Consider the following 24,888-nt stretch of genomic DNA (forward strand, 5'->3'; position numbering starts at 1 on the left):
CGGCGTGATCGAACGGTCCGGGCGATGATGCCCCACGCCTCAGCCCGAGCCGGCTTCTGGATCGTCGCCGCGGTCTTCGCCGCAACGATGGCCTATTCGACCGTGCCGACCCCGCTGTACCCGTTGTACGAGCAGAGCGACGGCTTCCCGGTGAGCCTCGTGACCGTCATCTACTCCGCCTACGCGGTCGGGGTGATCGTGAGCCTGTACTTGTTCGGCCACATCAGCGACTGGTTCGGGCGCCGCCCGATGATCCTGATCGCCGTCGCGATCTCGCTCGTGTCGGGCGTGATGTTCCTGGCCTGGCCGGAGACCGCGGGGCTCGTGGCCGCGCGCCTGGTCAACGGAGTGAGCATCGGCATCATGTCGGCGACCGCGACGGCGTACCTCGGCGAAGTGCGCGCGGTCGCTGCCCCCACCGAGAAGCCGGCGTTCGCCGCCTCGGTCGCGGGTGCAGCGAACCTCGGCGGACTGGCGCTCGGCTCCCTCATCGGGGGAGCGATGGCCGAAGTGCTCCCCGACCCGCTCGTGCTCCCGCACGTCCTCTTCCTCGTGCTCCTCACCGTTGCGCTGGTCGCCGTCGCGGCGGTGCCGGAGACGGTGGCGCGACCCGCAAAGGCGCCTCGCTACCGCCCGCAGAAGCTCTCCGTGCCGCGCGCCAACCGGTCCATCTTCCTCGTGGCCGCGTTCGGTGCGTTCGCGGGCTTCGCGGTGTTCGGGCTGTTCAGCTCGCTCATCCCCACTTTCCTCGGCGGCGAGTTCGAGGACCGCGACCACCTGCTGGCGGGGATCAGCGTCTTCGCGATCTTCGGGGCGTCGGCGGTGGGCCAGCTCGCGCTCGCCGGAGCGCGGCTGCGGACGCAGCTGACGGTGGCCGTCCTCGCGTGCACCGTGGGTCTCGTGGGTGTCGCTACGGGGGCGATCCTCGTGCAGATCGCCCTGTTCCTCGGCGGCGGGGTGATCGCGGGGCTCGGCGTCGGTCTGCTCTTCCGAGGGGCGATCGGCACCTCGCTCGCGATCGCCGAGCCGGGGCACTCCGGAGAGACGGTCGCGCTGTTGTTCCTGATCGCGTACCTCGGCCCGGTGATCCCCGTCCTCGCCGTCGGTGCCGGGCTGTCCTTCGCCCCGCCGCTGGCCGTCCTGCTGGTGTTCGTGGTGCTCGTGCTCGCGGCGACGGTGTCTGCGGGTCTGATCATGCGCCGCCGCGCGGCATCCTGACCCCCGCGATGAGGCGGGCTGTCCGCTCCACGAAGTAGGCTCGCACCATGGGCAGGTTCATCTACGACACGATGGCGAATTCGGTCGATATCGACGATCGCACGCTGGCACATCTGCGGATCGTCGTGATGAACAAGCTCCGGCGCACCGAGGCGTTCATGTTCGACGTCGAGGTCGGTGACGGCAGCGGTCGGCGCAGCTTCTGGATGCACCCGTCCGTGCCGATCCAGTTCCACTTCTTCGGCAGCCGCAACCCGCGCATCAACCGGGCGTGGATCGAAGACCTCATGCAGGCCGCGAGCGGCCCGAACGGTCTGACCATCACTCCCGAGCCGACCGAGGACACGCCGGCCGAAGAGTGATCCGTCCGGGTCAGCGCTCGGGCTGAGCCGGCATCTCGCTCGTGCGGAGTACTTCCGCGGCCTCGTCAGCCGGGTTCTGCGGCACGTCGTTGCCTGCCACGGTCAGTTTCTCGATCGTGAGCTCATCGACTTCGACCTTGCCGACGGAGATGTCGGCATCCTGCTCCCCGTCCTCGTCGATGACGGGGATCGGGCCGGTGTCGAAGTGCTCGGCGATGAGCGTGATGCCGCCGGAGGAGTTCGCCGAACTCGCGAGCTCCTCGATCCACTCGCGGCTCAGATTCGTCGGCTCGGGGTCGTCGAACACGAACCGGAGCGGGATCGACGGGTGCAGCCAGATCGTGGTGCGCCCACGCGGCTGATCGTCGGGGTGGCGCCACGTGACCGTGAAACTCTCGCTCCGACGCAGCTTGGTCGCGATGACGACCTTCAGATGCGCCAGCGCGCGGTCCTCGATGTGGATCGGGGTCGCCGATCCTCCGTAGTAGATGGTGCCCACGTGGCCACCATATGCCCTGTCAGCGCGTGGCGCGTGCCAGGTTGGCCTCGAGCTCGTCACGGTCCTGCCGCACCCCGTACGCAGGCTGATCGCGCTCGACCCGCCAGCTCTCCGAGAGCCGTCCGGCGTTCACCGTGTCGAATCCGAACTCGTCGTACAGCGCGGTCACGAATGCGACGGCGTCCGCGTGATCGCTCGAGGTCGCGAGAGCTCGGCGACCGGGCGTTCCCGCGGGCGAGCCGTCGGTGAGGATCTGTCCCGACATGATGTGGTTGAACGCCTTCACGACCTTCGACTCGGGCAGGTGCTCCTGGAGCATCCCGCTCGTGGTCGTGGTCTTCTCCTCGAGCGCGGCGATCCGGCCGTCGCGCTCCCAGTAGTAGTTGTTGGTGTCCAGCACGATCTTGCCGGCCAGCGGTGCGACGGGCACCTCTTGATAGGCCTTGAGGGGGACGGTCACGATCACGACCTCACCCTGGGTCGCGGCATCCGTCACGGTGCCCGCCTGGGCGTGCTCGCCGAGCTCGGCCACGAGCTCCTGCAGCGACGCGGGGCCGCGCGAGTTGCTGATGACCACATCGTGGCCGCGGTCCACGAGTCCCCGGGCGAGGGTCGAGCCGATATGTCCTGCGCCGATGATTCCGAAGCGTGTCATGCGGGGTGGAACGCGACCGCCGGGCGGGTATTCCCGATCGGATGCCGCGCGCCTCAGAGCCGCGACCAGGCCTCGGTGAGGACGCTCCGCAGGATCTGCTCGATCTGATCGAACTCGGACGGGCCGATCGTGAGCGGCGGCGCCAGCTGGATCACGGGATCGCCGCGGTCATCGGCGCGGCAGTACAGGCCCGCGTCGAAGAGCGCCTTGGAGAGGAAGCCGCGCAGCAGCCGCTCGGACTCGTCGTCGTCGAAGGTCTCCTTCGTGGCCTTGTCCTTCACGAGCTCGATGCCGAAGAAGTATCCGTCGCCGCGGACGTCGCCGACGATCGGCAGGTCGCCGAGCCGCTCGAGCGTCGACCGGAAGACCGGAGAGTTCTCGCGAACGTGGGCCAGCAGCCCTTCCTCCTCGAAGATGTCGAGGTTCTCCAGCGCGACCGCGGACGAGACCGGGTGCCCGCCGAACGTGTAGCCGTGCGGGAACGAGGCCTGGCCGTGGGCGAACGGCTCGTAGATGCGGTCGCTCACGATCGTGCCGCCCAGCGGCGAGTAGCCGCTCGTGACCGCCTTCGCGAACGTGATCATGTCGGGCTGATAGCCGTAGACGTCCGCGCCGAAGTACTGGCCGAGGCGGCCGAACGCGCAGATGACCTCGTCCGAGACCAGGAGCACGTCGTACTTGTCGCAGATCTCGCGGACGCGCTGGAAGTAGCCGGCCGGCGGGGGGAAGCATCCGCCGGAGTTCTGAACCGGCTCGAGGAACACGGCGGCGACCGTGTCGGGACCCTCGAAGTTGATCATCTCCTCGATGCGGTCGGCGGCCCAGACGCCGAACTCCTCCGGAGTGCCTCCGGCGAAGCCCATCTCGCCCGCACGGTAGTAGTTGGTGTTCGGCACGCGGAACCCGCCGGGGACCACGGGTTCGAACATGGATTTCATTCCCGGCAGGCCCGTGATCGCGAGCGCGCCCTGCGGCGTGCCGTGGTACGCGATGAAGCGCGAGATCACCTTGTGCTTCGTGGGGCGCCCGACGAGCTTCCAGTAGTGCTTCGCGAGCTTGAACGCAGTCTCGACCGCCTCCCCGCCGCCGGTGGAGAAGAAGACGTGGTTGAGGTCACCCGGCGCGAGATCGGCGATCCGGTCGGCCAGCTCGATCGCGGCGGGGTGGGCGTAGGACCAGATCGGGAAGAACGCGAGCTGCTCGGCCTGACGGGCAGCAGCCTCCGCGAGCCGGCGCCGACCGTGTCCGGCGTTGACGACGAAGAGACCGGCGAGACCGTCGATGTACTCCTTGCCGGTCGAATCCCAGATGCGGTGCCCCTCGCCCTTCACGATGATCGGCACCCCGGGGCCTTCGGTCATGACCGACTGGCGGGAGAAGTGCATCCAGAGATGGTCGCGCGCCATCGCCTGGAGGTCGGCATCCGTCCGGGACGGGGATTCGGTCGAGATCGACATGTGGCGGCCTTCCTCCCGGCGCCGTGCGCGCCGGTGGCTCCGACGTTACTCCCGCCTGCGGCCGCGGTGCCTCATCCGATCGGCACCGCGGCGAGGACCGCGACGTCCGTCACCCGGCGGTCCGCCGATCCGACGACGTGCACGTCTCCGGTCAGCTCGATCACCGCGCTCGCCTCGCGCTCGGCGCACGACGGTCCGACCCACAGTTCCACAGTGCCGGGTTCGACGATGCGCGTCCCCGCCCGTGAGGTGAAGGCCAGGCGCGTGGACGGCACGTCGAACACCACGTCGCGCTCCGCCCCGGCCGGAAGGTCCACCCGGGCGTAGCCGAGCAGTTGCGCGACCGGACGCGTCACCGAGGCGGAGACGTCGCGGGCGTAGAGCTGCACGACGTCGGTGCCGTCGCGCTCGCCGTCGTTGCGCACGCGGACGGTGGCGCGGAACGAGTCGCCGGCCTGCGCGGCACCGTCGACGCGCAGGTCGGTGTGACTGAACGTCGTGTAGCTGAGCCCGAAGCCGAACGGACGCACCGGGGCACTGCTCGCGCTCGTGACCTCGCTGGGACCACCCAGGATCGGGTGCAGGTACGAGTACGGCTGCGATCCCGCCGACCGCGGCAGGGACACCGGCAGGCGGCCGCTCGGCACGCTCGCCCCGGACAGGAGGGAAGCGAGCGCGGGTGCGCCCTCTTCACCGGGGAAGAAGGACTGGACGACGGCCGCCGGGGCGCCGGGCGCATCCAGCGCCCAGTCGATCGCGTACGGACGGCCGGTCAGCAGCACGAGCACGACCGGGGTGCCTGTCGCGGTGACCGCCTGGACGAGTTCCCGCTGCACTCCGGGCAGCTCCAGGCTCTCCACGTCGTTGCCCTCGCCGACCGTGCCGCGCCCGAAGAGCCCCGCGCGGTCGCCGACGACGACGACCGCGACATCGGCATCGCTCGCCGCGGCGACGGCGTCGGGGATGCGGCTGCGGTCCTCCCCCTCGACGTCGCACCCTTCGGCGTGGACGATCTCGGACTGCGGGAACTCGGACCGCAGGGCGTCGAGCACGGTCGGGATCTCGAAGCCGAACTCGACGCCGGGGTGGTGTGCGAGGACGTGGTTCGCGAACGAATAGCAGCCCATGAGCGCCTCGGCCGACGCCGCGTTCGGTCCGATGGCGGCGATGCGCTGCGGCGAGCGCAGCGGCAGGACGCCGTCGTTGGAGAGGAGCACGACCGACTCCTCGGCGAGCCGACGGGCCGCCGCGCGGTGCGCGGGGCCGTCCAGGTCCGCGCTTCGCGGCGCCGCGTCGAAGGTCTCGTCCAGAAGCCCCAGCCGCTCCTTCTGGGCGAGCACGCGCGCCACGGCACGGTCGACGATCGCCTCGTCGATGCCCCCGGTGCGCATCAGCTCGAGGAGCGGCTCCGCGTAGGCCTCGGCGTTCGGGAGTTCGACGTCGATCCCGGCCGTCAGCGCGAGACGGGCCGCCTCGGCGGGGCTCGCGGCGACCGCGTGCATCGTCTGCAGGAACAGCACCGAGAAGTAGTCGGCGACCACGACCCCGTCGAAGCCCCACTGCCCGCGCAGCAGATCGGTGAGGTGTTCCGCGGAGGCGGCGACCGGCATCCCGTCGATCTCGGCGTACGAGTTCATGACGCTCCGCGCACCGCCGTCGCGGACGGCCATCTCGAACGGCGGGAGGAGGACGTCGGCGATCTCGCGCGGTCCCGCGGACACCGGCGCATGGTTGCGACCCGCGCGCGAGGCAGAGTATCCGACGAAGTGCTTGAGGGTGGCGTCGACGCCCGTCTCCTGCAGACCGCGCACGTAGGCGGTGCCGATCGTGCCGACGACGTAGGGGTCCTCGGCGATGCACTCGTCCACGCGGCCCCAGCGCGGGTCGCGGATCACATCGAGGACGGGAGCGAGGCCCTGGTGGATGCCGAGCTCGCGCATCGTGCCGCCGATCAGGCGCGCCATCTCGTGCACCGCCTCCGGATCGAACGAGGCCCCCCACGCGAGCGGGGTGGGATAGGTGGCGGCCTTCCACGCGGCCAGGCCCGTCAGGCACTCCTCATGCACGATCGCCGGGATGCCGAGACGGGTCTGCCCGCGCAGGCGCCGCTGCTCGCCCCAGAGCCATTCGGCGCGGGCGATCGGGTCGACGGGCCGCGTGCCGTACACCCGGGTGAGGTGCCCGATGCCGTGACGGCTGGCCTCCTCATAAGCGGTCGACGAGCCGAGCTCGTCCGCCATCGGCGCCACGACCTCGTCGCCCTGATCGATCCAGTACCCGCCGAGCTGAGCGACTTTCTCTTCCGGCGTCATCTGAGCGATGAGGTCTTCTACGCGCGCCGAAGCGCGCTGTTCGTTCTCGATCATGACTTCTTCCTCAGCCCTTGACCGCACCCGTGAGCCCGCCGACGATGCGTCGTTCGAACAGGCTGAAGAACACCAGCGCGGGGATCATCGACAGCGATGTGAAGGCGAGCACCTTCGCCGTGTCGACGGAGTACTGCGATGCGAACGCCTGGGTGCCCAACGGGAGGGTGAAGGAATTCTCGTTGTTCAGGATGAACAGCGGAAGCATGTAGCTGTTCCAGCTGCCGATGAACGCCAGGATGCCGACCGTGATCACACCGGGCACGGCGAGCGGGATCACCATTCGCCAGAAGAAGCCCAGGCGACTGCATCCGTCGATCGCCGCCGCCTCCTGGAGCTCGTTGGGGATCGCCGCCAGGAACGGCACCAGGATGATCACGGTGATCGGCAGGGCGAAGGCGACCTGGGGGATGATGACGCCGGCGAGCGAATTCATCAGACCGAGGTTGCGCACCAGGATGTACAGCGGCGTGATCGCGACCGTCATCGGGAACATGAGCCCGGCGGCGAAAAGGGCGTAGACGGCTCCGCGCCCGCGGAATGAGTACCGGGCCAGCGCGAACGCGGCCATGAGCCCCAGGGAGACCACGACCGCCGTGGTGACGACAGCGGTGATCGTGGAGTTGCCCACCTGCTGCCAGAACACACCGCTGAGCAGGACGTCGGCATAGTTCTGCCAGTTCCACACGGTCGGGAGCCCGGACGGGTCGACCGTGATCTCGGAGTTCGACCGGAATCCGCCGAGGATGATGTAGGCGACAGGCGCGAGCATGAGCCCGATGAGCACGAGCGCCACGAAGTAGATCAGGAGGCCCCCCGACCGTCGAGGGGCCGGTGAGGATCGCCGGGGCGCCGGAGGCGCGGCGAGTGTGACAGTGGCCATCAGGCCTTCCCTCCCGTGATGGCTCCGGCGGTGTCGCGTCGAAGCAGGAAGCGCTGGTAGAGGAGTGCGACGGCCAGCGAGATGAGGAACATGACGACGGCGACGGCGCTGCCGTAGCCGAAGCTGCCGGCGTTGCGGCCGTTCGCGACCATGTAGGTCGCCATCGTGGACGTGCCGGCGGTGGAGGCCACGTACTGACCCCAGATGATCCACACCAGATCGAACAGCTGGAGCGAGCCGATGATCGAAAGGAACGCCCAGATGCGCACGGTCGGACCGAGCAGGGGGAGCACGATGTGGCGCTGGATCTGCCAGTAGGACGCGCCGTCGATCGCGGCTGCCTCAGCGAGTTCATCGGGGATCCCCTGGAGACCTGCGAGGAACAGGATCGTGGCGAACCCGACGTATTTCCAGGTGATGATCACCATGAGCGTCCAGATCGCGATCGACGGGTCGGACAGCCAGTCGGTGGCGAGGGCGCCCAGCCCCACTCGTTCGAGGAGGCCGTTCAACGCGCCATTGGACTGCAGCATAAGCGACCAGCCGATTCCGACGACGACCTCGGAGATCACGTAGGGGACGAAGATCAGCACGCGGATCGCGGATTGGAAGCGCATTTTGCGGTTCAGCAGCAGCGCCAGTCCCAGCGCGACGGGACCCTGCAGCACGAGGGACATGATCGCGATGAAGACGTTGTGGCCGAGTGCCTCGTGGAAGGCCGGGTCGGTCAGGATCACGATGTAGTTGCGCAGGCCGACGAAGTCGACTGCGGGGCCGAATCCCGACCAGCTGAAGAAGCCGTAGTACGCGGCCATCACCACCGGGAAGATGACGAAGGCGACGAACACGATCAGCGCCGGGCCGATGAGGATCAGCAGCTCGAGACGAGATCCCCATCCGGCGCCGCGGGCGCGCCGGCCCGGGGCGCGCCCGCTGCGGGGAGGGCGCCCCGAGGGGGGCGTCGCCTGAGCGTCGCCCCCCTCGGCGTCCGGCGTTCCGGGCGCGTCCGCGGTGGTGTGCGAAATGTCGCGCACGGAAGCCATCAGTGCTCTCCGCTCAGGACTTCGCCGCGGCGGCGTTGACCGCATCGACGATGGCTTGAGCGTCGCCCTTGCCGGCGAACATGTCGACCACGGCGACGTTGAGGGCGTTGCCGATGTTCTGGCCGTACAGGGTGTCCAGCCAGACGACGACGTACGGGGCGTCGTTGTAGGCCTTGAGCACTTCCTGCAGCGACGGATCGGTCACGACGCCCTGTGCCTCCTGGGAAGCGGGCAATGTCACGAAGGCTTCGGCGTACGCCTCCTGATTGGCCTTCTCGACCATGAAGTTCAAGAAGTCGACGCACTCCTTGGGAGCGTTCACCCAGCACGAGTACCCGTCGACGCCGCCCATCATCGCGCCGGGCTCGCCGTCACCGCCGGGAACCTCCGGGAACGGGAACCAGAGCAGATCGGCGAGCGGCTGCTCGTCCGGGGTCAGCGAAGCGATCACTCCGGGGTTCCACGCGCCCATGAGCTCCATGGCGGCCTGGTGGTTCGCGACGAGTCCGGCGGACGACCCGGCGCCCTGCTGGGCGGGCGTCGTGAGGAAGCCCTCGTTGAAAGGCTCCGTCTCCAGGAACGACTGCAGGTCCTCGCCGGCCTTCAGCCAGCACGGGTCATCGAAGCTCCGGCTGTCGGCGGCGGCGTCCATGACGTCCTTGGTGCAGGCGCGGAGGGCGAAGTTGTAGTACCAGTGGGCTGCGGGCCATGCGTCCTTCGCGCCGACCGCGATCGGTGCCACGCCGCTCTCTTTCAGCGCGGTGTCCGCCGTCTCGAGCTCGTCGATCGTGGCGGGGGGAGTGGTGATGCCGGCCGCCTCGAACAGGTCGCCCGCGTAGAAGATGCCCGACGGAAGGACCGAGGTCGGCATCCCGTAGTTCTTCCCGTCGATCTCGAAGGCGGACAGGACGCCGCCGAGGGCCTGCTTCGACGCGTCCGTGATGCCGTCGGTGAGATCCATGACCTGGCCGGCCTTGACGATGTCGGCGAGCTTGCCGCCGCCGCGCGCCATGAAGATGTCGGGGGCGTCGCCGGAGTTCAGCGCGGTCTGCAGCTTCCCGTCCATCTCCTCGTTCTGGATCGACTGGATCTCGACGGTGACACCGGGGTTCGCCTCTTCGAACGCCGCCGCGGTGTCTTCCCAGTAGGCCTTGCCCGGGCCGGTGGTCGAGTTGTGCCAGAAGGTGAGCGTGACATCGCCGCCGTCGCTGCTGTCGCCGCTGCCGCCGGCACAGCCGCTGAGGGCGAGCGCCCCCGCGATCAGGACGGCAGACCCCGCGAGGAGCTTCTTGCCATTCATGTGATTTCCGTTCTCTTCGTCGAGTCGCACCTCGCGCACGGAGGTGTCGTGAATGGTGCCCGATGGGTGATGCTCGGGAACTGGCGTTCAGTGTCGCAAGCGATTTGTTGCCGTGTCAAACGTTTTCGAAAACCTTTTCCATTCGTTATCATCGCGACATGGGACGCCGCGCCACGATCAACGACGTCGCCGCGGCTGCCGGGGTGTCAGTGTCCACGGTCTCCAAGGCCGTGCACGGTCGCTACGGCGTCTCGCCTGACACGATCCGCCGCGTCATGGACGTGGTGGAGCGCTTGGGCTACCAGTCGAGCCTCGGCGCGAGCAGCATGCGCGCGCACCGCACGGGTGTGATCGGCGTCCTCGTGCCCGCCTTCGAGCCGTTCAGCGCCGAGATCCTCAAAGGCGTCGGCGCCGCGGTCCGCGGCACGGGTTTCGACCTCATGGCCTACGCGGGCTCGCAGGACGGCACCGGCGAGGGCTGGGAGCGTCGATCGGTGAGCCGGTTGAGCGGAACGCTCATCGACGGGGTCATCATGGTCACCCCCACCGTGGTCAACGTGGCAGGCGAGGTGCCGATCGTCGCGATAGACCCGCACACCGGTCCTGCCGACCTGCCGACGGTCGAGTCCGACAGCTTCCACGGTGCGCAGCTCGCGACCCGCTACCTGATCGAGCTCGGCCACTCCCGCATCGGCTTCATCGCGGGCCGCCCCGACCTGCGCTCCTCCGTCCTGCGCGATGCGGGGTACCGCAGCGCGCTCTTGGAGGCCGGCATCCGGTTCGAACCCGGCCTCGTGGGCGTCGGCCGATACGAGGAGGACGCCTCCCGGCAGCTCGCGCACGAACTGCTGTCGCAGGTCGAGCGCCCCACGGCGATCTTCGCGGCGAACGACCTGTCCGCGATCGCGGTCCTCGGGGCCGCGCATGAACTGGGAATCCGCGTGCCCGACGAGCTCTCGGTGATCGGCTTCGACGACATCCCCGAAGCATCGCGACACGTCCCCGCCCTCAGCACCGTCCGTCAGCCCATGCAGCGCTTGGGTGAAGTCGCCACGAGACTCCTGATCGGGCTCATGAACGGCGAGACCCCAGAGCAGACGCACGTGCGCCTGCCCACGCGGCTCGTGCCGAGGGCGACGACCGCACCGCCGCTCTGACGGGGGATCAGCCGGCGCTCTGGCCCGGGATCAGCCGGCGATCGCCGAGGGGTCGCGCAGGATCTCGCCGAACGCGAGCTCGGCCGCGCCGATCAGCAGGCGGTCCTCCGCCAGGACGGCGGTGCGGATGCGGAGCCCTTCCGTGTTCGCGGGCATCGCCTGCGCCGCGACGGCGGCCTCCAGAGCCTCCAGGTCGCGGTCGGCGAGGGTCGCGAGGAACCCGCCGAGCACCACGACCGACGGATTGAGCACGTTGACCGCATTGCCGAGCGCCGTCGCCAGGATGCGTCGCTGGCGGGCGACCTCCTCGGCGGCCGTCACCGACCCGGACGTGCGCAGCGCTTCGGCGAGCGTGGGCTCGTCCGCGGAGAGCAGCTTCACCGCGGCGAGCAGACGTGCCCTGCTCACTTCGTCCTCGAGTACGCCGTCGCCCGCGCGCCGATCCGCGGGGGAGGCGATGCCCGGACGGTTCTGCCCGAATTCACCGGCGTAGCCGCCGGCGCCGGGGATCGGCATCCCGCCCACGATGAGTCCGCCACCGATGCCGCTCGCGCCGCCGTTGAGGTACACGACGTCGTCGACGCCGCGCGCGGCGCCGAACAGGTGCTCGGCCATCGCGCCGAGACTCGCGTCGTTGCCGACCGTGGTCGGCAGGCCGGTGGCTCCGGCGACGAGGTCGCGCACGGGCGCGTCGGTCCAATGCAGGTGCGGCGCGTTGCGCACGAGGCCGTCGGCTGCGCGGACGAGGCCGGGGACGGCCAGACCCACCCCCACGATCCGCGCGTCCGCGAGGCCGCCGGCGCGCCAGCTGTCGACCTGCGCCGAGATCATCGCGGCGGTGTCTTCGGGTGAGATCAGACCGTCCAGCTCGATGCGGGCGCGCATTGCGATGCTCTGGTCGAGTCGTACGGCGCCGATCGTGAGCGCGTCGACCTCGGGGTTCGCGGCGATCGCGACGACGCGCGGATCGGAGGCGACCACCGGAGACGGACGACCCACGCGCCGTGAGGCCTCCGGAGCGCGCTCCTGCACGAGCCCTTCGCGCACGAGTTCGGCCACGAGATCGGCGATCGTCGAGCGATTGAGCCCGGTCGCCTCGGTGAGCGCCGCCCGCGACTGCGGGCCGTCGACGTGCACGAGGCGGAGGACCCGGGCGAGGTTGCGCTGGCGGACGCCGTCGGGGCCTGTTCGCTCAGCGGCGTGGAGCTCGTTCATCTCCCTCACTGTAGGGCTCGAGGACGTTTGTTGTCGGAAACTGCAATCTGGCCGTAAGGTCGTGCCCACGCCGCACCGCTCGAGGAGGACACGTGGGCCGCTATCGCGATCCGATCCTGCCGGGATGCCATCCCGATCCGTCGATCTGCCGGGTCGGAGACGAGTACTTCCTGGTGACGTCGACGTTCGAGTACCTGCCCGGGCTGCCGGTCCACCGCTCGACGAATCTCGTGGACTGGGAGCCGATCGGTCACGCGATCGAGCGCTCCGACCAGCTGGATCTGTCCGGCTTGCGATCCTCGTGCGGACTGTTCGCGCCCACGATCCGGTACCACGACGGCACGTTCTTCGTCGTATGCACCGTCGTCGCCGGGGCATTCTGGGACACGGCGGAGCGTGGCGGGCGGACCGGTCACTTCGTCGTGACCGCGACCGATCCGCGGGGTCCGTGGTCGGATCCGATCTGGCTCGCCGGCGACGATGAGATCGATCCCTCGCTCGCGTTCGACGACGGCCGCGTCTGGCTGTGCGGCACGCGCCTCGCCCAGCCCGGACTCTGGCACCACCAGACCGAGGTGTGGCTGCGGGAGCTCGATCCCGAGACGTTCGCCGTCATCGGCGACGAGCACGTGCTCTGGCACGGTGCCGTCGAGGGTGCCGTCTGGGCCGAGGGGCCCCACCTGTACCGGCACCCGGAGGGCGGATGGATGCTGCTCGCCTCGGAGGGCGGCACGTTCGGCGAGCACGCGATCAGTGTCGCGTACGCCGACGAGATCACCGGGCCCTACCGTGGCGATCGGGGCAACCCGCGGCTCACCCACCGAGACCTCGGTGCACGCACCGACATCTGGGCCGTGGGACACGCGGATCTCGTGGACGCGGCCGACGGTCGTACGTGGGCCGTGCTGCTCGCGACCGGTCTGCGCCCCGACGGCGGGGACAGCCTCCTCGGACGCCAGACGCACCTCGTGCCGCTCGACTGGGAGGGCGGCAGTCCGCTGTTCGCACCGGGAGTGGGGCGCGTGCAGGGCGAGGTCGATGCCGAAGGCGTTCCGGATCAGGTCGTCGGGCCCGATTCCTTCGACGACGACTTCGACGGGTCGTTGGGGCTCGCCTGGACAGGTGTCCGCCGGATGCCTCACACGTTCGCCGACACGGCCGTCCGCCCGGGATTCGTGCGGCTCCACGGCGGCGGCGAGCCGACCGGACTCGAGGACCAGTCCTTCCTCGGTCGGCGGCTCCCCGCCGAGCGCGTCCAAGTGCGGGCGGTGCTGGAGCTCTCGGGCGCCGGGCGGGGCGGCATCCTGCTGCGCGTCGGCGACGAGCGCCACCTCGAGGTCTCGGTCGACGACACCGGCCTCGCCCGCGCGGTGCTCGTCACCGGTGACGGCCGCGCGGTGCTCGGCGAAGCCCCGGTCGACGCCGGTGCGCCGGTCGAGATCGCGCTGCGGATCGACGGGGCGGATGCCGAGGCCGTGGTCTCCGGCGCGAGCCTGGGTACGGCGGATCTGCGGGGGCTCAGCCCGGTCGCCGCCGCGTCGTTCCTCGGCGCCTGGATCGGCCCGTTCGCGGCCGGGGAGGGTCACGTCGACGTGGACGGCCTCGAGCTGCGCGTGCTGTCGTGATGTCCGTGCGGATGCCGCTGGACGCGGCATCCGAAACGGTATAGGTTGTGATCAGCAACATTTTCCGCAAAGGAGCAGCATGCCCACCCCTACTCGCGACGACAAGTTCTCGTTCGGACTCTGGACCGTCGGCTACAACGGCACCGACCCGTTCGGCGGCCCCACCCGTCACCCGCTCGATGTCGTGCACGCGGTCGAGAAGCTCGCCGAGCTCGGCGCCTACGGCCTCACGTTCCACGACGACGACCTGTTCGCGTTCGGCTCGACCGACGCCGAGCGTCAGACCCAGATCGACCGCCTGAAGGGTGCTCTGGCCGACACGGGGCTCATCATCCCGATGGTCACCACGAATCTGTTCTCGGCGCCCGTCTTCAAGGACGGCGGCTTCACCTCGAACGACCGCCAGGTGCGCCGCTTCGCGCTGCGCAAGGTGTTCCGTCAGCTCGACCTCGGCGCCGAGCTCGGCGCGAAGACGTTCGTGATGTGGGGCGGCCGCGAGGGCGCCGAGTACGACTCCGCGAAGGACATCCGCCAGGCGCTCGAGCGCTACCGCGAGGCCGTCAACCTCCTCGGTGACTACGTGACCGACAAGGGCTACGACATCCGGTTCGCGATCGAGCCGAAGCCCAACGAGCCGCGCGGAGACATCCTCCTCCCGACGCTCGGCCATGCGATCGCGTTCATCGACTCGCTCGAGCGCCCTGAGCTCGTCGGCTTGAACCCCGAGGTCGGGCACGAGCAGATGGCGGGCCTGAACTTCGCCGCCGGCATCGCGCAGGCGCTGTTCCACGGCAAGCTCTTCCACATCGACCTGAACGGTCAGCGCGGCATCAAGTACGACCAGGACCTCGTGTTCGGCCACGGCGATCTGCACAACGCGTTCGCGCTCGTGGACCTGCTCGAGAACGGCGGCCCGGGCGGGGTTCCGGCGTACGACGGTCCGCGCCACTTCGACTACAAGCCCTCGCGCACCGAGGACGAGACCGGCGTGTGGGACTCGGCCGCCGCGAACATGCGCACCTATCTCCTGCTCAAGGAGCGGGCCGCGGCGTTCCGCGCCGACCCCGAGGTGCAGGAGGCGCTCGCCGCCGCCCGCGTGGACGAGCTCTCGGTGCCGACCCTGAACGAGGGCGAGACCTACGACGACTTCCTCGCGGACCGCTCGGCCTACGAGGACTTCGACCCGTCGGTGTACCTCGGCGGCAAGGGCTTCGGTTTCGTGCGCCTGCAGCAGCTCGCGACCGAGCACCTGCTCGGCGCGCGCGGCTGACCCGGTCTTCTCCCGGCAAGTTGGCGACACCTTCCTGCGTCGGCGCCTGAGGTTTCATGGGGCCGACGCAGGGAAGTGGCGCCAACAGGTTGAGCGGGCTCAGGACCCGCAGGATGGTGTCGCCAACGTGAGAAGTGCGAAAGGGGAGCCATGGCTCTCGTGATGGGCGTCGACTCGTCGACGCAGTCCTGCAAGGTGCTGGTCGTGGACGCCGACTCGGGCGCGGTCGTGCGGGAGGGGCGCGCGACGCACCCTGCCGGCACGTCGGTGGACCCGGAGGCGTGGCTGTCGGCCCTGCGGGCGGCGATCGCGGATGCCGGGGGCCTCGGTGACGTGGAGGCGTGGGCGATCGGCGGGCAGCAGCACGGCATGGTGGTGCTGGATGCCGAGGGTCGGGTGATCCGCGACGCGCTGCTGTGGAACGACACGAGGTCTGCGGGAGCGGCATCCGATCTCATCGCCGAGTTCGGCGCCGACGCGCTCGCCGAGCGCACCGGACTCGTGCCGGTGGCGTCGTTCACGATCACGAAGCTCAGATGGCTGCGCGATCACGAACCCGAGAACGCTGCGCGGGTCGCGGCCGTCGCGCTGCCGCACGACTGGCTCACGTGGCGGCTTCGTGGCTTCGGCCCGCAGGGTGAGTCGCCGCTCGGCCCGGTGTTCGCCGAGCTCGTGACCGACCGCTCGGACGCGTCGGGCACCGGGTACTGGGATCCCGCGAGCGGTGGGTACGACCGCGATCTGCTGATCGCGGCGCTCGGGCACGACGCCGCGCTGCCGCGCGTGCTCGGCCCGGAGGAGTGGGTCATCGACCAGGACGGCCGGCGGGTCGGCGGGGGAGCCGGCGACAACGCCGGCGCCGCGCTCGGGCTCGGGGCCGGGCCCGGCGACGTCGTCGTCTCGATCGGCACGAGCGGCACGGTCTTCGCGGTGAGCGAGCAGCGCACGATCGATCCGACAGGGACGGTCGCGGGCTTCGCGGACTGCACCGGGCGGTTCCTGCCGCTGGTCGCGACGCTCAACGCGGCGCGCGTCCTGGACGCGATCGCCCGTCTCCTCGGGGTCGATCACGCCGAGCTCAGCCGGCTCGCGGTGTCGGCGGAACCGGGCGCGGCGGGTCTCGCACTCGTGCCGTACTTCGAGGGCGAGCGCACGCCGAATCTGCCCGATGCGACCGCGTCGCTGACCGGGATGACACTGGCCTCGACGACGCGGGAGAACCTGGCCCGGGCCGCCGTGGAGGGCATGCTCGCGGGGCTCGGCGCGGGCCTGGAGGCGCTCCGCGCGCTCGGCGTGCCGATCGAGCGCGCCCTGCTGATCGGCGGGGGTGCGCAGTCCGAGGCGGTGCGCGTGGTCGCCCCGCTCGTGCTGGGGGTTCCGGTGGAGGTGCCCGCGCCCGGGGAGTACGTCGCTCTCGGTGCCGCCCGGCAGGCGGCATCCGTCCTCGCCTGACGCGCCCGCGGCCCCGCTCGCCCGCCGAGATGGTCCCTCTTCTCTCGAGTTGGTCCCTCTTCCGCCGAGATGGTCCCTCTTCTCCCGAGATGGTGCACACCTTCTCGACGGAAGACCCACCATTTGGCGGGCAAACCCACCACCTCGGCGGAAGACCCACCATTTCGCGGGGAAACCCACCACCTCGGGAGAAGAGCCACCGTTTCGCGGGGAAAGCCACCATGTCGCGGGAAGACCCACCACCTCGGGAGGGCACGCGCTCCCAGGCGGCTCGTAGGCCGCCACCGTACCGTCGAGGGATGCCGGACGACGGGCTCGATGAACAGCTCACCTTCTCGACCACCCAGTTGCGCGCGATGCGCGACGAGATGCAGCGGTTCCTCTTGGAGTACCGCTTCGGCATGCAGGAGGTCGAGACCAAGGTCGGGATCCTCCGCGACGAGTTCGCCTACATGCACGACTACAACCCGATCGAGCACGTCTCCAGCCGCGTGAAGTCGCCGGACAGCATCGTCGACAAGGTCGTTCGCAAGGGCGTGGAGCCCGACTTCGCCTCGATCCGCCGAGAGATCACCGACATCGCCGGCGTCCGCATCACGTGCAGCTTCACCACGGACGCCTACCGGCTGTTCGACCTGCTCACCCGGCAGGACGACGTGACGGTCGTCGCGGTGAAGGACTACATCGCCGAGCCGAAGGCGAACGGATACAAGAGCCTGCACGCGATCATCGAGGTGCCGGTCTTCCTCTCCAGCGGCCGGGTGGCGGTGCCGGTCGAGGTGCAGTTCCGCACGATCGCGATGGACTTCTGGGCGAGCCTCGAGCACAAGATCTACTACAAGTACGACCGCCAGGTTCCCGCGGAGCTCCTCACGAGCCTCAAGGATGCCGCCGACACGGCCGCCGAACTCGATGAGCGCATGCAGCGCCTGCACCGCGAACTTCACGGACCGAAAGGTCGCACGGTCGCGGTCTGAGCGCCGGCCGGACAGAATGAACGGATGACCGCGCCCGCAGACCTCGACGCGGTCGCCGCCGAGCTCTACGCGCTGCCGCCCGACGAGTTCACCGCGGCACGCAACGTCAGGGCGAACCAGGCGGACAGACCCCTCGCCGCGCAGATCAAGGCGCTGCGCAAGCCGACGGCCGCGGCCTGGGCGGTGGGTCTCCTCGCCCGCGAGGGTCAGCTCGGCGACGCGCTCGAGCTCTCCGCTGCGCTGCGCGAGGCGCAGGACGACCTGGACGCCGCGGAGCTGAACCGCCTCGGCCGTCAGCGCCGGGCCCTCGTCGCCGCGCTCGCTGCGCAGGCCGCCGATCTCGCGGCCGCGAAGGGTGTCACGGTCAGCGCGTCGGCGCGCACCGAGGTCGAGAAGACGATCAATGCCGCCGTGATGGATGCCGCGGCTGCGGCCGCCGTGATGACCGGGCGCCTGGTCCGAACTCTCGAGGCGACCGGGCTCGAGCCCGTGGACCTTACCGACGCGGTCGGCGGCTCCGTACCGGGGGTGCCGGACGCCCCCGCGCCGAGCCGCGACGACCTCGCGGAGCGCCGGGCGCGCAAGGCCGCCGAGCGGGAGCTGCGCGAGGCCGAGCGCGCCGCAGGCGAAGCGGACCGCGAGCTGGCGAAGATCGACGCGAAGCTCGCGAAGGCGCGCGAGCGCACCGACCACCTCCGCGAACGCGTCGATGACCTGCGCGCAGAACTCGCGCGGTTCGAAGCGGATGCCGAGAAGGCAGAGGCCGCCGCGACCGATCTCGAAGCCGAACGCACCGAGGCGGCCGAGCGCGCGCAGAGCGCCGCCCGCGCGACCGAGCGCGCACGGAAGGCCCTGACGTGAGGCCGGGCTTCCGCTTCGTCGCGGCGGTCATCGCCGGCATCCTGGCCGTCACCGGCGCCGTCGTCGCGGCCGAGGTCGCCCGCTTCGCCGGCGACGCGCTGGAGCGCCCCGGGATCGACGCGTTCTACGAGCAGCCCGCGGATGCCGCCACCGGCGACCCCGGCACGATCGTGAAGACCGATCCTCTGCTCGGCGCCCCGCTCGCGGCGCGCGCGTGGCGCATCATGTACCGCACCACGACCGCCGCCGGAGAACCGGTGGTCGCGACCGGAGTGCTCGTGGTTCCGCTCCTGCCGGCGCCTCCCGAGGGGCGGACCGTCGTGTCCTGGGGACACCCCACCACGGGAGCCGCCCGGGACTGCGCGCCCTCCTACGCCTTCGGTCCGTTCTCGCTGATCGAAGGTCTCCGCGCTCTCCTGGACCGCGGGTACGCGGTCGTCGCGACCGACTACGTCGGCATGGGCACCGACGGCCCGGACTCGTACCTCGTCGGGATCACCGGCGGGAATGCCGTCCTCGATGCGGTGCGCGCCGCCCGGGCCGTCCCCGAGGCGCGGGCGAGCGATCGGGTCATCCTGTGGGGGCACTCTCAGGGCGGTCAGGCCGTGCTGTTCGCGGCCGAGCAGGCGCCGCAGTACGCCCCCGAGCTGCAGATCCAGGCGGTCGCCGCGGCGGCCCCGGCTGCGAACCTGGCCGACCTCATGAGCGCCCATCTCGACGACATCTCCGGGGTCACGATCGGCTCGTACGCCTTCACCGCGTTCTCCGAGACCTATCCGGACGCGCCGCTGGAGAGCATCCTGACGCCCGCGGCGCTCAAGACCGTGCCGCAGATGAACGAGCTGTGCCTGCTGAGCAACATCGACGAGCTGCATGCGATCGGGCAGCCGCTCGTCGGCGACTTCACGATCGCGGACCCCACGACCACCGCACCGTGGAGCGACCTGCTCGCGGAGAACTCCGCCGGCGCGACGGCCTTCGACGCGCCGCTGTTCCTGGCTCAGGGACTGAAGGACGAGCTCGTCGTCCCGAAGGACACGGCGGCGTTCGCCGAGCACGAGGCCGGGCTCGGCATCCGCGTGACCTACCAGGAGATCCCGTTCGCGACGCACGGCACGGTGGCCCTGCTCGCGATCCCGGGGCTCATGCAGTGGCTGGACCGCCACGTGCCGTGAGCCGCCCGATACGGTGAATCCGTGGACCAGCTCGAGCCGACGCTCCTCGTCATCCCGCTCCTCGCGGTGCTCGCGCCCCTGCTCGCGCGCGGACTCGGTCGGTGGGTGCGGATCCCGATCGTCGTCTTCGAGCTGCTGCTCGGCATCCTCTTCGGTCCGGCGCTCCTCGGCTGGGCCGTGCCGTCGGAGTTCATCGGCGCGCTGTCCGAGTTCGGCCTCGCGATGCTGTTCTTCGTCGCAGGCTCCGAGATCGACTTCACCGCGTTCCGGGGGCGCACCGGTCGCCGCGCCGTCGGCGGCTGGCTCATCAGCCTCGTCGCCGGCGTCGGTATCGCCTGGTTGATCTGGCCCGGCCAGGCGGCGATCGTCGTCGGGATCGCGCTGTGCTCGACGGCTCTCGGCACGATTCTGCCGATCCTGCGCGATGCACGGGAGCTCGGTACGCCGTTCGGCAAGGCGATCAGTGCGATCGGCGCGGTCGGCGAGTTCGGGCCCCTGATCGCGATCTCCATCTTCCTCGGGGCGAGCAACCCCGGCATCGAGGCCGTCGTCCTCGTGCTGTTCGGACTCGTCGCGGGGCTCGCGATCTGGCTGGCGTTCCGGATGCCGCGCGGGGCGATGCACCGCGTGGTCAACTCCACCCTCCACACGTCCGGGCAGTTCGCGATCCGGGTGGTGTTCCTGATCCTGTCTGGCCTGGTGGCGCTCAGCATCGTCCTCGATCTCGATCTGCTCCTCGGCGCTTTCGCCGCGGGCATCGTGTGGCGCCTGCTCATGCGCGATGCCGACCCGCGCGACCGCGAAGCCGTGGAGAGCAAAGTCGAAGCCGTCGCGTTCGGCTTCCTGGTGCCGGTCTTCTTCATCTACACCGGGGTGACGTTCGATCTCGCGTCGCTCCTGGCCGACCCTCTGCTGCTGCTGGCGCTCCCCGTGCTGCTCGTGGTGCTGCTCGTCGTGCGGGGCCTCCCGTCGATGCTGGCCGCTCCCGAGGGGTCGGGGCCGAGGGACCGCATCTCGGTGGGCGTCCTCGGCGCGACGGGTCTGCCCATCATCGTCGCGGTCACCGCGATCGGCGTCGCCGAGGACGTCATGTCCAGCGCTCACGCCGCGGTGCTCGTGGGTGCGGGCGTGCTGTCGGTCCTGCTGTTCCCCCTGATCGCGATGACCCTCCGCGGGGAGCGGCGGTCGCGGGTCAGCGCCCCGCTCGAAGACGACCTCGCGTGAGCGCGCAGGACATCCTCGCGAGCGCCCGCGCCCGGCTGCGCGGTGCGCCCCGAGAGGCGCTCGGCGAACTCGTCGTCCCCCGCCGGGTGCTCGGCATCGGCCGGGCCGACCGCATCGTCCCGCGCGGCACCGCGTGGCACCTCGGCGCGCTGCTCCTCACCGACGACGGGGTGCTCGGGACCGGTGAGATCCTCCGGGCCCGCACCGAGGCGCGGCGCGGGTATGCCGCGGAATCCCAGCGGCAACGGGCCGAACTCGCGGCGGCCGCCCGGCGCGGCGGCTTCGCGGAGGGCGAGACCGTGCATGTCGGGTGGCAGGAGCTCGATATCGACGCGGTGGACGGGGGAGCGGCATCCGGCCCCCTCGCGCTGCGCGACGGGGTGCCCTCGATCCGGTGGAGCGCGGCGGGCGGATACATGCCGCTGGAGCGCTATCTCGCCGAGCGCATCGAGCTGCTGCGGAACCCGCCCGCCGGCGCGACCTGACTCAGTCCTCGGCCGCGCCGAACCTGCGGGCGAACGCGTGCAGCAGCCGCACCGGCTCAGTGACGGATGCCGCCAGCACCCGGCCCGCGACGGTGTCGTAGTCGTTCGCCGGGAAGTACCCGTCGTCGCGGTACACGGCCATGCGCTCGGTGAAGGCGCGGGTGGTCGGCTCGGGGTGGAACTGGGTCGCGTAGAGGCGCTCGCCCACCCGGTACGCCTGCACCGGGCAGCCCTCGTTCGTGGCGAGCAGCGTCGCACCGGGCGGCACCGCGGCGGCGCCTTCCTTGTGGGCGGTGAGTGCGGTGAACCGGCGCGCGATCGTACCGAAGATCGGGTCGACCTGCCCTTGGTCGGTGAGCTCGACGCCGACCGGACCGGTGTCCTCCGGGAAGCCTCGGCTGACCTCGCCGCCGAGGAGGCGCGTGAGGATGCCGATGCTGTAGCACGTGAACATCCCGGCCCCGCGGCCCGAGTCCAGCACCGCCGTCGCGAGCTTCTCGAGGTCGGCCTCGAGGCGGCGCTGCACGTCGGGTTTGGCGGACTCGGGGTCGGTGACGTTGAACGGGCTTCCGCCGATGAAGAAGCCGCTGTACCGGTCCAGGACGTCGTCGGGCAGGGGCTCGTTCACGAGGTCGAGGGTCGCCAGCCGATCCGGTGAGAGGCGGGCGGCGGCGCGGAACGATTCGTACTCGGCGACCGCGGCGAGCTGCTGCGGGCGCACGCAGACGTACAGGAGCGGCGCCGTGGTCATGCAGCGAGTTTAGACGTGCGCGCAGGCGGATTCTGAGGTCGGGGGAAATGTATCCGCCGACATGTATCACGCCCGATCTTTCGCGCTCTGTGGATGTGTGGACACAATGGGCGTCATGACGCACGAAAGCGCTGGGGCTTTTGTCGACTCCGCCGAACCGACACGCTGGGAGCGGGCTGCGGCCCTGTTCCTCCGCTGGCGCGACGGGGAGACGCGGGCGATGGATGACCTCGTGCGGCTGATGACGCCGCTGCTCTGGCACGTCGTGCGCGCATACGGCCTCGACCGGGCGCTCGCCGAGGACGTCGTGCAGACGACGTGGATGACGCTCGTGCGCCGGCACGAATCGATCACCGAGCCGCAGGCGATCTCGGGATGGCTGACGATGGTGGCGCGCCGCGAGGCGTGGCGCGTCGGCAAGCTGCAGCGCCGTGCCGATCCGACCGAGGTCGAGAGCCTGGAGGCTCACCTTCCCGCCCAGCAGTCCGCGGAGCAGACCGCATCCACCGACGACGAGTCCCGTCGCCTGTGGGGTGCCGTCTCCAGGCTGAACGACCGATGCCGGCGCCTGCTGCGCATCGTGGCTTTCGAGGAGCGCCCGGACTACGCACGCATCGCCCAGGACATGGCGATGCCGATCGGCTCGATCGGGCCGACGCGTCAGCGCTGCCTCGGCAAACTCCGCTCGCTCCTGGTGGGCGAAGGCTGGGAAGAGGACTGACATGGACACCGAGGACTTCGCAGCGGACGCCGCGCTGTTCGCCCGCATGCGACTCATGTGGCAGGAGGTCGACCCCGCGCCCGCCGACCTGGTCGACCGGATGGTCGCCGCCGTCGCCGTCGAGGACCTGTCGCGCGAGTACGCGCTGCTGACCCTCGTGGAGGGCGACCTCGCCGCCGTGCGCGGCGAGAGCGACACCGCCACGCTGCAGTTCAGCGACGGGACGACGAGCGTGCTGCTGCACGTGAGCGCCACCGAGGACGGCGCGCGCCGCATCGACGGGTGGGTGGATGCCGCGGCCCTCGCGATCCGCCTGCTGCAGGGGGAGCGCGAGTTCAGCACCGACCCGGGCGAGCACGGCCGCTTCGCTTTCGACAGCGTGCCCGCCGGTGTCTCGCGGCTCCGCCTGGTCGTCCGCGACGCCGGCGGCGAGATGCACGACTTCCAGACCCCCCAATTCGAAGTGTGACCTGTCGGATGCCGCGACGGTGGTCGCGGCATCCGCTGTGATGAGGAGCGAACATGAGTGATCTGCCCCCCGACGACCCTGCCCGCGGAGCGGTTTCCGATCAGCGAGGAGTGCCGGGGTGGAGGCGCCGGTACGACTCCGCGCGCGCTCAGGGCGTGCCGCTCGATCCGACCAGCGAGCCGGTGCGGGGAGTCAGCGCGTATCCCACCGCGTATGCCCCCGATCATCTGCTGCTCACGTCCGGGGAGAAGGTCGAGTCGGTCCTCGAGGTGCTCCGTCCGGCGGCGGCGGACTTCGGCTGGGGGCTGGAGCTGCAGAACCTCGACGGCTCGCCGCTCGATCCTGAGACCGCAGGGGAGCGGGCCCGTCGAGGTCGCGAGCGATTCGACCTGCCGACGATCTACCGCGTCGAGATCTTCCCCTCGCCGAGCCCGGATCGCGACGATCAGCCGGTGCCGCCGATCGACGCGTGGCGCCTGCTGCAGCGTGCCCGGGCACGCAACGGGCGGGTCATCCCCGGTGTGAGCCTCGACCACGTCCTCTCGGTCGATCCGTTCGGCAAGACGAACCCGTTCGGCAAGACCAATCCGTTCGGCAAGACCAACCCGTTCGGCAAGACCAACCCGTTCGGCAAGACGAACGCGCCGGGGGTCGACAGTTACGCCGAACCCGGCTGCGGCGGTCGCCAGGTGGTCGACTACATCGGTCCCGCGCCGCGCCGCAGCATCGCCGTCGACAAGGGTGGCAGACGGCCGGTCGTCGCAATCCTGGACACCGGTTGCGGCACGCACGAGTGGCTGACCGATGACATCGTGACGCGGTCACCGGTCGTGGACGGCGTGCGGCTCGGAGTCCACGACCCGGAAACGGATCCCGAGGTGATCGGCGACGTCTCCGGCCAGTTCGACGGGGAACTGGATGCGTCCGCCGGCCACGGCACGTTCATTGCCGGGATCATCCGACAGGTGTGCCCGGAGGCGGACCTCGTGACCGTGCGCGTGGCAGACAGTCAGGGGACGCTCCTGGAGGGGCATTTCCTGTACGCGATCCGCACGTTGGTCAAGTGGATGCTGCTCCCGGCCGCGGAGGGCGGCCGGCGCATCGACGTGCTGAACCTCTCGCTGGGGTACTACCACGAGACCCCGGAGGACGAACTCTTCGACCGGACTCTCAGTGAGCTGCTCACGCTCGCGCGCAGGAACGGCTGTGCCGTGGTCTGCTCCGCGGGCAACGAGGCGACCGACCGGCCCACGTTCCCCGCGGCGCTGTGGAACTGGCCCGGATCGGACTTCGCCGTCGAGGACGTCGTCGATGCCGCTCCGCATCTCGCGGTGGGCGCGCTCAATCCGAACAACAGCGTCGCCCTCTTCAGCAACATCGGCGCGTGGGTGCACACGTACGCGCCGGGGTCCGCGGTGCTGAGCACTTCTCCGCCCTTCAACGGCGGCGTCCAGGCCGGGACGCGCTCGGACCGTCTCGGGATGCGCCGAGAGACGATCGATCCCGACGATTTCACCGGCGGCTACGCGTTGTGGAGCGGGACCTCGTTCGCGGCTCCGTATGTGGCGGGCCGGCTCGCCTCCGCTCTCGTGGAGAGGCTGGCGAGTTCGGCGGACCTCGACCCGACGGCGTGCGCGCGTGTCCTTGACGAAGCGCGTGTGCAGGTGCTGGCAGAGCTGGAGAAGCGGCTGCTGCGGGCGGGGTGACGCGCGCGTCCCGAACG

At 70.3% G+C, this 24,888-nt stretch carries 22 protein-coding genes and 1 pseudogene; 14 read left to right on the forward strand and 9 right to left on the reverse strand.

The features are described 5' to 3' along the window. Positions 1 to 24: 24 nt before the first annotated feature. The gene (locus tag ABD197_RS03385; RefSeq protein ID WP_344051596.1) at positions 25 to 1,218 is read left to right on the forward strand and encodes an MFS transporter; all 1,194 of its coding nucleotides are present in this window, start codon (positions 25 to 27) and stop codon (positions 1,216 to 1,218) included. A 47-nt stretch (positions 1,219 to 1,265) separates the two neighbouring features. Further along, the gene (locus tag ABD197_RS03390; RefSeq protein ID WP_344051598.1) at positions 1,266 to 1,580 is read left to right on the forward strand and encodes a DUF7882 family protein; all 315 of its coding nucleotides are present in this window, start codon (positions 1,266 to 1,268) and stop codon (positions 1,578 to 1,580) included. 196 nt (positions 1,581 to 1,776) lie between these two features. Here the strand turns inward: ABD197_RS03390 and ABD197_RS03395 are convergent. The 7 genes and pseudogenes from ABD197_RS03395 to ABD197_RS03425 form a co-directional block, all read right to left on the reverse strand. Beyond that, a pseudogene (locus ABD197_RS03395) lies at positions 1,777 to 2,079 on the reverse strand (DUF7882 family protein); the annotation flags it as partial. Positions 2,080 to 2,098: 19 nt separating this feature from the next. Beyond that, a complete protein-coding gene (locus tag ABD197_RS03400; RefSeq protein WP_344051600.1) occupies positions 2,099 to 2,734 on the reverse strand; it encodes an NADPH-dependent F420 reductase in 636 nt (211 codons plus the stop codon). 53 nt (positions 2,735 to 2,787) lie between these two features. Further along, positions 2,788 to 4,191 carry an aspartate aminotransferase family protein gene (locus ABD197_RS03405; protein ID WP_344051602.1) on the reverse strand — a complete coding sequence of 468 codons (1,404 nt, stop codon included), beginning with the start codon at positions 4,189 to 4,191 and terminating at the stop codon, positions 2,788 to 2,790. A 71-nt stretch (positions 4,192 to 4,262) separates the two neighbouring features. Continuing rightward, positions 4,263 to 6,557, reverse strand: coding sequence for a beta-xylosidase/alpha-l-arabinosidase (locus ABD197_RS03410; protein ID WP_344051604.1), 2,295 nt, complete (start codon positions 6,555 to 6,557; stop codon positions 4,263 to 4,265). 10 nt (positions 6,558 to 6,567) lie between these two features. Continuing rightward, entirely contained in the window at positions 6,568 to 7,440 is an 873-nt protein-coding gene (locus tag ABD197_RS03415) for a carbohydrate ABC transporter permease (RefSeq protein WP_344051607.1), read from the reverse strand. Continuing rightward, positions 7,440 to 8,483 (reverse strand): carbohydrate ABC transporter permease, encoded by a 1,044-nt coding sequence (locus ABD197_RS03420; protein WP_344051609.1) that lies wholly within the window; start codon positions 8,481 to 8,483, stop codon positions 7,440 to 7,442. Before ABD197_RS03420 ends, ABD197_RS03415 begins: the two co-directional genes overlap by 1 nt. Positions 8,484 to 8,496: 13 nt before the next feature. Next, positions 8,497 to 9,783 carry an ABC transporter substrate-binding protein gene (locus tag ABD197_RS03425; protein ID WP_344051611.1) on the reverse strand — a complete coding sequence of 429 codons (1,287 nt, stop codon included), beginning with the start codon at positions 9,781 to 9,783 and terminating at the stop codon, positions 8,497 to 8,499. A gap of 158 nt (positions 9,784 to 9,941) precedes the next feature. On the opposite strand from ABD197_RS03425, the gene ABD197_RS03430 reads away from it, so the two are divergent. After that, positions 9,942 to 10,940, forward strand: a complete 999-nt coding sequence (locus tag ABD197_RS03430) for a LacI family DNA-binding transcriptional regulator (protein ID WP_344051613.1) — start codon at positions 9,942 to 9,944, stop codon at positions 10,938 to 10,940. Between the two features lie 30 nt (positions 10,941 to 10,970). On the opposite strand, the gene ABD197_RS03435 is transcribed toward ABD197_RS03430, so the two are convergent. Then, entirely contained in the window at positions 10,971 to 12,155 is a 1,185-nt protein-coding gene (locus ABD197_RS03435) for an ROK family transcriptional regulator (protein WP_344051616.1), read from the reverse strand. A 92-nt stretch (positions 12,156 to 12,247) separates the two neighbouring features. Between ABD197_RS03435 and ABD197_RS03440 the strand changes: the two genes are divergently transcribed. The 8 genes from ABD197_RS03440 to ABD197_RS03475 all read left to right on the forward strand — a co-directional run bounded on the left by ABD197_RS03440 (position 12,248) and on the right by ABD197_RS03475 (position 21,224). Further along, positions 12,248 to 13,780 carry a glycoside hydrolase family 43 protein gene (locus tag ABD197_RS03440; protein WP_344051618.1) on the forward strand — a complete coding sequence of 511 codons (1,533 nt, stop codon included), beginning with the start codon at positions 12,248 to 12,250 and terminating at the stop codon, positions 13,778 to 13,780. A gap of 79 nt (positions 13,781 to 13,859) precedes the next feature. Further along, entirely contained in the window at positions 13,860 to 15,050 is a 1,191-nt protein-coding gene (xylA, locus tag ABD197_RS03445; protein WP_344051621.1) for a xylose isomerase, read from the forward strand. Between the two features lie 150 nt (positions 15,051 to 15,200). Next, positions 15,201 to 16,502, forward strand: a complete 1,302-nt coding sequence (gene xylB, locus ABD197_RS03450; RefSeq protein WP_344051623.1) for a xylulokinase — start codon at positions 15,201 to 15,203, stop codon at positions 16,500 to 16,502. A 299-nt stretch (positions 16,503 to 16,801) separates the two neighbouring features. Then, the gene (locus ABD197_RS03455; RefSeq protein ID WP_344051625.1) at positions 16,802 to 17,479 is read left to right on the forward strand and encodes a GTP pyrophosphokinase; all 678 of its coding nucleotides are present in this window, start codon (positions 16,802 to 16,804) and stop codon (positions 17,477 to 17,479) included. A 24-nt stretch (positions 17,480 to 17,503) separates the two neighbouring features. After that, a complete protein-coding gene (locus ABD197_RS03460; RefSeq protein WP_344051627.1) occupies positions 17,504 to 18,340 on the forward strand; it encodes a transposase in 837 nt (278 codons plus the stop codon). Further along, a complete protein-coding gene (locus tag ABD197_RS03465; RefSeq protein ID WP_344051629.1) occupies positions 18,337 to 19,515 on the forward strand; it encodes an alpha/beta fold hydrolase in 1,179 nt (392 codons plus the stop codon). The genes ABD197_RS03460 and ABD197_RS03465 overlap by 4 nt, the downstream gene beginning before the upstream one ends. A gap of 21 nt (positions 19,516 to 19,536) precedes the next feature. Then, positions 19,537 to 20,739 (forward strand): cation:proton antiporter, encoded by a 1,203-nt coding sequence (locus tag ABD197_RS03470; RefSeq protein WP_344051631.1) that lies wholly within the window; start codon positions 19,537 to 19,539, stop codon positions 20,737 to 20,739. Further along, positions 20,736 to 21,224 carry a glutaminase gene (locus ABD197_RS03475; RefSeq protein ID WP_344051633.1) on the forward strand — a complete coding sequence of 163 codons (489 nt, stop codon included), beginning with the start codon at positions 20,736 to 20,738 and terminating at the stop codon, positions 21,222 to 21,224. The genes ABD197_RS03470 and ABD197_RS03475 overlap by 4 nt, the downstream gene beginning before the upstream one ends. Position 21,225: 1 nt before the next feature. Here ABD197_RS03475 and ABD197_RS03480 read toward each other — a convergent pair whose 3' ends face one another. Continuing rightward, positions 21,226 to 21,975 (reverse strand): glutamine amidotransferase-related protein, encoded by a 750-nt coding sequence (locus tag ABD197_RS03480; protein ID WP_344051635.1) that lies wholly within the window; start codon positions 21,973 to 21,975, stop codon positions 21,226 to 21,228. 115 nt (positions 21,976 to 22,090) lie between these two features. On the opposite strand from ABD197_RS03480, the gene ABD197_RS03485 reads away from it, so the two are divergent. The 3 genes from ABD197_RS03485 to ABD197_RS03495 are packed head-to-tail and all read left to right on the forward strand — an operon-like array spanning position 22,091 to position 24,871. Next, the gene (locus ABD197_RS03485; RefSeq protein WP_344051637.1) at positions 22,091 to 22,696 is read left to right on the forward strand and encodes an RNA polymerase sigma factor; all 606 of its coding nucleotides are present in this window, start codon (positions 22,091 to 22,093) and stop codon (positions 22,694 to 22,696) included. A 1-nt stretch (position 22,697) separates the two neighbouring features. Further along, positions 22,698 to 23,165 carry a hypothetical protein gene (locus ABD197_RS03490; protein WP_344051639.1) on the forward strand — a complete coding sequence of 156 codons (468 nt, stop codon included), beginning with the start codon at positions 22,698 to 22,700 and terminating at the stop codon, positions 23,163 to 23,165. Positions 23,166 to 23,218: 53 nt separating this feature from the next. Beyond that, the gene (locus tag ABD197_RS03495; RefSeq protein ID WP_344051641.1) at positions 23,219 to 24,871 is read left to right on the forward strand and encodes a S8 family peptidase; all 1,653 of its coding nucleotides are present in this window, start codon (positions 23,219 to 23,221) and stop codon (positions 24,869 to 24,871) included. The last annotated feature ends 17 nt before the right edge of the window (positions 24,872 to 24,888 follow it).

It is taken from the genome of Microbacterium lacus, assembly GCF_039531105.1.
GTDB lineage: Bacteria > Actinomycetota > Actinomycetes > Actinomycetales > Microbacteriaceae > Microbacterium > Microbacterium lacus.

Coding starts and splice junctions, on each gene's coding strand:
- ABD197_RS03385 (WP_344051596.1), top strand. CDS start 25: ATGATGCCCCACGCCTCAGCCCGAGCCGGCTTCTGGATCGTCGCCGCG.
- ABD197_RS03390 (WP_344051598.1), top strand. CDS start 1,266: ATGGGCAGGTTCATCTACGACACGATGGCGAATTCGGTCGATATCGAC.
- ABD197_RS03400 (WP_344051600.1), bottom strand. CDS start 2,734: ATGACACGCTTCGGAATCATCGGCGCAGGACATATCGGCTCGACCCTC.
- ABD197_RS03405 (WP_344051602.1), bottom strand. CDS start 4,191: ATGTCGATCTCGACCGAATCCCCGTCCCGGACGGATGCCGACCTCCAG.
- ABD197_RS03410 (WP_344051604.1), bottom strand. CDS start 6,557: ATGATCGAGAACGAACAGCGCGCTTCGGCGCGCGTAGAAGACCTCATC.
- ABD197_RS03415 (WP_344051607.1), bottom strand. CDS start 7,440: ATGGCCACTGTCACACTCGCCGCGCCTCCGGCGCCCCGGCGATCCTCA.
- ABD197_RS03420 (WP_344051609.1), bottom strand. CDS start 8,483: ATGGCTTCCGTGCGCGACATTTCGCACACCACCGCGGACGCGCCCGGA.
- ABD197_RS03425 (WP_344051611.1), bottom strand. CDS start 9,783: ATGAATGGCAAGAAGCTCCTCGCGGGGTCTGCCGTCCTGATCGCGGGG.
- ABD197_RS03430 (WP_344051613.1), top strand. CDS start 9,942: ATGGGACGCCGCGCCACGATCAACGACGTCGCCGCGGCTGCCGGGGTG.
- ABD197_RS03435 (WP_344051616.1), bottom strand. CDS start 12,155: ATGAACGAGCTCCACGCCGCTGAGCGAACAGGCCCCGACGGCGTCCGC.
- xylA (WP_344051621.1), top strand. CDS start 13,860: ATGCCCACCCCTACTCGCGACGACAAGTTCTCGTTCGGACTCTGGACC.
- xylB (WP_344051623.1), top strand. CDS start 15,201: ATGGCTCTCGTGATGGGCGTCGACTCGTCGACGCAGTCCTGCAAGGTG.
- ABD197_RS03455 (WP_344051625.1), top strand. CDS start 16,802: ATGCCGGACGACGGGCTCGATGAACAGCTCACCTTCTCGACCACCCAG.
- ABD197_RS03460 (WP_344051627.1), top strand. CDS start 17,504: ATGACCGCGCCCGCAGACCTCGACGCGGTCGCCGCCGAGCTCTACGCG.
- ABD197_RS03480 (WP_344051635.1), bottom strand. CDS start 21,975: ATGACCACGGCGCCGCTCCTGTACGTCTGCGTGCGCCCGCAGCAGCTC.
- ABD197_RS03485 (WP_344051637.1), top strand. CDS start 22,091: ATGACGCACGAAAGCGCTGGGGCTTTTGTCGACTCCGCCGAACCGACA.
- ABD197_RS03490 (WP_344051639.1), top strand. CDS start 22,698: ATGGACACCGAGGACTTCGCAGCGGACGCCGCGCTGTTCGCCCGCATG.
- ABD197_RS03495 (WP_344051641.1), top strand. CDS start 23,219: ATGAGTGATCTGCCCCCCGACGACCCTGCCCGCGGAGCGGTTTCCGAT.